General features: G+C 38.3%; 8 protein-coding genes. 2 read left to right on the top strand and 6 right to left on the bottom strand.

Translation table 11 applies throughout. From position 1 onward, the window contains the following. Positions 1–198: 198 nt before the first annotated feature. Together KPC_RS17160 and KPC_RS17150 are read left to right on the top strand one after the other, a co-directional pair. Entirely contained in the window at positions 199–891 is a 693-nt protein-coding gene (locus KPC_RS17160; protein WP_121975567.1) for a YccT family protein, read from the top strand. A 294-nt stretch (positions 892–1,185) separates the two neighbouring features. Next, entirely contained in the window at positions 1,186–1,389 is a 204-nt protein-coding gene (locus KPC_RS17150) for a GNAT family N-acetyltransferase (RefSeq protein WP_121975565.1), read from the top strand. 29 nt (positions 1,390–1,418) lie between these two features. On the opposite strand, the gene KPC_RS17145 is transcribed toward KPC_RS17150, so the two are convergent. The 6 genes from KPC_RS17145 to cydP form a co-directional block, all read right to left on the bottom strand. Continuing rightward, positions 1,419–2,351 (bottom strand): IS5 family transposase, encoded by a 933-nt coding sequence (locus tag KPC_RS17145; RefSeq protein ID WP_121975564.1) that lies wholly within the window; start codon positions 2,349–2,351, stop codon positions 1,419–1,421. Positions 2,352–2,648: 297 nt separating this feature from the next. Further along, entirely contained in the window at positions 2,649–2,945 is a 297-nt protein-coding gene (locus KPC_RS17140; protein WP_121975563.1) for a cyd operon YbgE family protein, read from the bottom strand. A gap of 3 nt (positions 2,946–2,948) precedes the next feature. Further along, positions 2,949–3,050 (bottom strand): cytochrome bd-I oxidase subunit CydX, encoded by a 102-nt coding sequence (cydX, locus tag KPC_RS17135; RefSeq protein WP_004860610.1) that lies wholly within the window; start codon positions 3,048–3,050, stop codon positions 2,949–2,951. A 22-nt stretch (positions 3,051–3,072) separates the two neighbouring features. Further along, a complete protein-coding gene (gene cydB, locus KPC_RS17130; RefSeq protein ID WP_121975562.1) occupies positions 3,073–4,218 on the bottom strand; it encodes a cytochrome d ubiquinol oxidase subunit II in 1,146 nt (381 codons plus the stop codon). After that, positions 4,215–5,798 carry a cytochrome ubiquinol oxidase subunit I gene (locus KPC_RS17125; protein WP_121975561.1) on the bottom strand — a complete coding sequence of 528 codons (1,584 nt, stop codon included), beginning with the start codon at positions 5,796–5,798 and terminating at the stop codon, positions 4,215–4,217. The genes cydB and KPC_RS17125 overlap by 4 nt, the downstream gene beginning before the upstream one ends. Continuing rightward, a complete protein-coding gene (cydP, locus tag KPC_RS17120; RefSeq protein WP_121975560.1) occupies positions 5,798–5,989 on the bottom strand; it encodes a cytochrome oxidase putative small subunit CydP in 192 nt (63 codons plus the stop codon). The genes KPC_RS17125 and cydP overlap by 1 nt, the downstream gene beginning before the upstream one ends. Positions 5,990–6,025 lie beyond the last annotated feature (36 nt).

Below are 6,025 nucleotides of genomic sequence, written 5' to 3'. Positions count from 1 at the left end.
GTATTTGATTTATTAAGGTAAATTATCAGGATAAACATAGATATTGCTGTATTCATTTTGAGGAGAGTAACAATTTTCTGCTAAAGTTCATTGTATTTACAAAGTTTTTTTCTGATTTATTACAACTGTCATAAAATTGTCATGACATCATTGCATAGTGCATTAAATTTTACAGTTTATTGACAAAAGAGTAGGCACATGACGTTAAAAGTTGGTATTGCAGCATTAGGTTTGATAGTAAGTAGCTCAATTTTCGCGGCAGTTACTGTTTCTGCACCTGAAGAAATTGTAATATTGGCAGTCAATGACCAGGAAGTAAATGCCGGGCTATTTAGGACTAAAAAGAACGACTATAAAGTTGATGCCGGAAAAGTATCTTTAAGTCTTCGCTATCAACAATATTTTGAACATTTAAATGGTGAACATGATATTGTTAAATCAGGAGTTATTACAATTACAGCACCTGATTTACAAGATGGACAACAATATAAAATAGCTCTTGTAAATGCGCCAGAAAATTATGATGAAGCGAAAAAATACGCTGAACAGCCAACAGTAGCAATTTTAGATAAAAATAATCAAATGATTGTACAACAAACAGGTGCAAATAATGAGCCTAAACCTTGGCTTACAGGTGGCTTATTTGGTCGCGTGTTTGATTTGACCAGTTCAAAGAAAACACCAGATAATCAACCCGCCCCAGTGTATGCTACAAGTCCAAAAACAGTTAAAGCAGTCAGCTCAGTAACTCCTGGGGGTAGTGCCACAACACCAACAACAAATAAGAATGTTTCTTCAGCATATTCAGCTGATCAACAGTTAATCCAGATCTGGAAAAATGCTTCAAAAGCTGAACGTCAGAAATTTATGTCTTGGTTGGCTGACCAATAATCAAACACTTTATAAAAAATGATATATGAATTGTAAAAACCATAAACTTTCATTATAAAATATGAAAAAAGGATTGTATACGTAACAATCCTTTTTTATTAGTATTATGAATGCCTTAGACTATAGATTCGCGAAATCTAATGACATTCCACAACTTGTTTCTTTAATAATAAATAGTGCTTATCGTGAAGATCAGGGAAAGAGTTGGACGAATGAATCTAAAATTATTTTGGGGAATAGAATTAGTGAAGTACAACTTTATTTAGAATTAACAAAATCTGATTTTTTTTACTGATGGTGATTGAAAATAAGGAAATGAATTCAGGAGAAATTATTGCATGCCTTGGTTTGAGCTTTGATGAAGATAAAGTTGAAATCGGGACATTTTGTATAGAACCATCCAGACAAAATAAAGGTTTAGGGAAAAAGTTACTTTCTACTGCTGAAAAATTCGTGCAAGTTTATAATAGTAATGGGCTTTGTTGCACAAAGATTTAAAAGTTAATACTTCTCGAAGTAACTAAAATTTAAGTGGCAACTTGGGTGTGGGGACGACCTAATTCCGTAAATCTGTTGAGGACTGCTACACGTGCATGAATCTCATTGACTTGGCTCTGAAAGTTTCTCGAACTGAGTTTATCCCCTAATAATTTTATGCAATGCATCTTGGTTTCGACCAAACTTTGGCAGTGATAGCCAGCCCACTTTTTCCAAACTGCTCTGCCTAGACGTTTGACTGTTTTCAATAATTCATTCCGCTCTATAGACCTTGCTTGCTGATCTTTCCAAGGCTTTGCATTTTTCCTTGGAGGAATCACAGCATGTGCATCTCGATCTAAAATGTCTTGTCGGCAGTGTTTTGTGTCATAAGCACCATCTGTATAGACAGAATGAATTTGCTCATCTAAGGGAATTTGGCCTAGTAAATCTTCGAGTACTTGTGAATCACTGACATTATTCGTTGTGAGCTGAACTGCACGTATTTGAAGAGTTTCAGCGTCTATAGCGATATGAAGCTTACGCCATTGGCGACGATATTCAGCCCCATGTTTCTTACATTTCCATTCGCCTTCACCTAGAAACTTCAAGCCAGTAGAGTCCACGAGTAGATGGAGACCATCACGACTTTTTTGATAGCTAATCGCAATATCAATATGCTTTTGTCTTCTACAAAGCGTAGTGTAATCTGGTGCTGTCCAATCTAATCCACAGTGTTTAATCAGGCTTTGAACAAAACCTGTCACCATACGTAAAAAGAGTCGAAATAGTGATTTAATCATTAAGCAGCATTGAATCGCTGTATCGGAATAGGTTTGATTTCGACCTTGCTTGCCTTGTAATTGTGCATACCACTGAGTCTGTGGATCAAACCAAATGGAGATATTACTTCGGTCAATTAAAGATTGATTATAGGATGACCAATTAGTTGTACGATAGATTTTAGGTGCAAGCTTCTTCATTCTGAAATTATATTGCTGAAGAAGCCTTCTAAGCTATGTTTGTGCAACAAAGCCATAGTAATGTAAAAAATAACCATGTATGTTTTAAATAGAAGGGAAGAGTTGATTTCATACTATGAAAGACATGGCTATACAAAAAAAGGGATTATTCAACATTATCCCTTAAGTCTTAATGTGGGTATTCCAAAACTGGAAGTTAGTCTGATTGAACTCATTAAACACATTATTTAGTTTATTTCTCTTACCAATAAAAAAAGACCTCGATATCGAGGTCTTTTTTTATTGGTAATGCTTAGATTATATGCAGAGCCATAAATAATAGCCAATCAACATGAGTGGCCAAGCGATAAATGGACTGAACAACCATTTCCATAACCAGAACTTTGGAACAAATCCTACACCATAAATAAAACCGCCAGAGATACCGATCATGACTAGCATAAGTACGCTATGATTGTAATGACCATTACTGTCGAGCATGAGTGCAGGGTTGACGAGTAGTATTCCTGCTAAAGGCAATGCCAACAGGAATGATACAATCATTACTATCGTATGAATGGTACTCTTTTTCGGTGTTGCCACTGCTTCAGTCATTTTTTATTCCTCGTCTAAATCTTGATGGCTTTCAATGTAAAGTGCACTGAGTACACCAGCAAAACATGCCATTAAAATCCCTAGAATCCACGCGAAATACCACATAATTTATTCTCCTAACAATAGCTTAGTAAAGACTATGTGAGTTTTCTGCAATGTGTTTATTGGTGATAACACCCCACATCTTATAGTAACACCAGAAAGTGTAAGCCAATACAATTGGAACAAATATACAAGCAGCTACAGTCATTACACCAAGTGTTTTATGGCTAGATACAGCATCCCACATGGTTAAGCTAGATACAGGATCGGTACTAGATGGTAACAAGAATGGGAATAGCGAGAAACCAGCTGTCAAAATAGCGCCAGTTGCAGCTAAACTTGAACCTAGGAAGCTAAGTCCAGCTTTGTTTTTACTAGCAGCAAACACAACGATCAAGCCACCAAGAATACCAACAATCGGTGCAATCATCATAATTGGATATTTGCTATAGTTTGCAAACCAGCCAGGATTTTGGTCAATAAGCACATGTTTGGCAAGAGGATTCGCTACGCCGTTAGTATCAAATGGAGTTGCAAGAGTGTAGCCATTGATGCCACCGAAGTATAACCAAGCACCAGCACCAATGAAGCAGACTAGAAAAACAATACCCATAAGTTGAGTAGCTTTAGCTGAACGATCACGTAAAGCACCATCGGTACGTAACATTAACCAGGCACCACCATGAGCACAGAGCATTGCCACACTGACAAGACCACATACTACAGAGAATGGGTTAAGTAATTGGAAGAAATTACCCGTATAAGTAGATCGAACAGTTTCATCAAGTGAAAATGGTACACCTACCAGCATATTACCAAAGGCTACACCGAATACGAGAGCAGGGACAAAACCACCAATGCATAAAGCCCAATCCCAAGCATTACGCCATTTTGTATTTTCAAGCTTAGAGCGATAGTCAAATCCAACAGGTCTCAGGAATAATCCGAAGAGTACGAGTAACAAAGCCCAGTACATACCTGAAAATGCAACAGCATATACCATAGGCCAAGCGGCAAATATCGCGCCACCAGCTGTAATCAGCCAAACTTGGTTACCATCCCAGTGAGGGGCGACCGTATTGATCGCAGCACGGCGCTCTTCATCTTTTTTACCTACAAATGGCATGAGTATCATTGAACCCATATCAAAGCCATCAGTAAGCGCTAAACCAATGAGGAGAACACCAACTAAAACCCACCAGATAATTTTTAGGAGTTCATATTCGATCATGATTGAGCCTCCTCAACTGCATGAGATGTTTTATTTTTTTCGAAATGATACTTACCAGTATGTAGCGAACTTGGTCCGAGACGCGCAAATTTGATCATAAGATACATTTCAATGATCAAAAGCACAGTATAGAACGTTACAAGTGCAGCAATTGATCCCATGACACTACTGGTACTAAGTGTAGAAGTAGAAAGGTGGGTAGGAAGTACTTCACCGATTGTCCAAGGTTGGCGACCAACTTCAGCTACGTACCAACCTGTTTGAGCAGCAATCCATGGTAATGGTAGGGCAAACAGGGCAAATTTAAGTAACCAAGGTTTGTTTTCGGCATTGCGTTTTGCAACGGCAAATGCAGCAAGAATAAATAAAACGAGCATGAGGAAACCACAAGCCACCATGATACGGAAAGTCCAGAACAGACTTGGTACATGTGGAATAGTATCTTTAGCTGCTGCTTTAATTTGGTCTTCAGTCGCTGTTACAACTTCAGGGTTATATTTTTTGAGCAATAAGCCATAACCTAAATCGCTACGAGACTGTTCAAATGCTGCTTTGAGCTCAGGTGAAGTATCACCTGCACGCAATTTTTCAAGTTGAGCATAAGCAACCATACCATTACGGATACGTGCTTCATGTTCAATCATAAGGTCTTTGATACCAGTTACTTGCTTGTCTGTAGAACGAGTCGCAATAAGCCCCATAACATAAGGAATCTTGACTGCATAATCAGTAGTCATGGTTTCTTTGTTTGGAATACCAAATAAAGTGAATGCAGCAGGAGCAGGGTGTGTATCCCATTCTGCTTCGATAGCAGCGAGTTTGGTTTTTTGAACATCACCAATTTCATAACCTGATTCATCACCAAGAATGATAACTGAAAGTGAAGACGCTAGACCAAAGATTGCAGCGATGGCGAATGAGCGACGAGCAAAAGGGAGGTCACGTTTTTTCAGTAAGTAATAACTGGAGATTGCGAGAACAAAAATAGCACCTGTGACATAACCAGCAGAAACTGTATGCACGAATTTTACTTGCGCGACAGGGTTAAAAATAAGTGCACCAAAGTCCACTAACTCCATACGCATAGTTTCGTAGTTGAATGCTGAGCCGACAGGGTTTTGCATCCAGCCATTCGCCACAAGAATCCATAGGGCAGACATATTTGAGCCGATAGCAACAAGCCAAGTTACAACTAGATGCTGTACTTTGGAGAGTCGGTCCCAGCCGAAAAAGAATAGACCAATAAAAGTAGATTCAAGGAAGAACGCCATTAATCCTTCAATGGCTAGTGGTGCTCCAAAAATATCACCAACATAATGCGAATAGTACGCCCAGTTTGTCCCGAACTGGAATTCCATTGTTAACCCAGTAGTGACCCCTAAAGCGAAGTTAATACCGAAGAGTTTCCCCCAAAATTTAGTCATGTCTTTATAGATTTCTTTACCAGAAACGACATACGTTGTTTCCATAATGGCAAGAATAAAAGCCAATCCTAATGTTAAAGGGACAAAAATAAAGTGATACATTGCGGTCATTGCAAATTGGAACCGCGAAAGATCGACCACGCTTTCAGAAATCATCAACGTGTCTCCTTGATTTGGGAAGAATTGCCAGCAATACGCTCGGCAACTTGATTGTCAAAATCTTTTGGGATTGTCGGCGCATCAAACCATATATGTTTAATGGTCATTAAAATTGCAATCTTAATTATTAAAATGATTGCGATTTCTCTAACTAGCCGACGATTTAAATTTTTCGATTTTAAGCCCATTGAGTAAGCCTGATTTTTAAATCACAAGTATATTAT

Origin of the sequence: Acinetobacter stercoris, assembly GCF_900323515.1 — a bacterium.
In the GTDB taxonomy this organism is placed as follows: domain Bacteria; phylum Pseudomonadota; class Gammaproteobacteria; order Pseudomonadales; family Moraxellaceae; genus Acinetobacter; species Acinetobacter stercoris.
The sequence above is the reverse complement of the archived record's forward strand: the minus strand, read 5'-3'. Positions and strand labels throughout refer to the sequence as shown.

What these genes read in the sequence shown, in the direction of transcription:
- KPC_RS17160 (WP_121975567.1), top strand. Translation starts at nt 199, where the DNA reads ATGACGTTAAAAGTTGGTATTGCAGCATTAGGTTTGATAGTAAGTAGC.
- KPC_RS17150 (WP_121975565.1), top strand. Translation starts at nt 1,186, where the DNA reads ATGGTGATTGAAAATAAGGAAATGAATTCAGGAGAAATTATTGCATGC.
- KPC_RS17145 (WP_121975564.1), bottom strand. Translation starts at nt 2,351, where the DNA reads ATGAAGAAGCTTGCACCTAAAATCTATCGTACAACTAATTGGTCATCC.
- KPC_RS17140 (WP_121975563.1), bottom strand. Translation starts at nt 2,945, where the DNA reads ATGACTGAAGCAGTGGCAACACCGAAAAAGAGTACCATTCATACGATA.
- cydX (WP_004860610.1), bottom strand. Translation starts at nt 3,050, where the DNA reads ATGTGGTATTTCGCGTGGATTCTAGGGATTTTAATGGCATGTTTTGCT.
- cydB (WP_121975562.1), bottom strand. Translation starts at nt 4,218, where the DNA reads ATGATCGAATATGAACTCCTAAAAATTATCTGGTGGGTTTTAGTTGGT.
- KPC_RS17125 (WP_121975561.1), bottom strand. Translation starts at nt 5,798, where the DNA reads ATGATTTCTGAAAGCGTGGTCGATCTTTCGCGGTTCCAATTTGCAATG.
- cydP (WP_121975560.1), bottom strand. Translation starts at nt 5,989, where the DNA reads ATGGGCTTAAAATCGAAAAATTTAAATCGTCGGCTAGTTAGAGAAATC.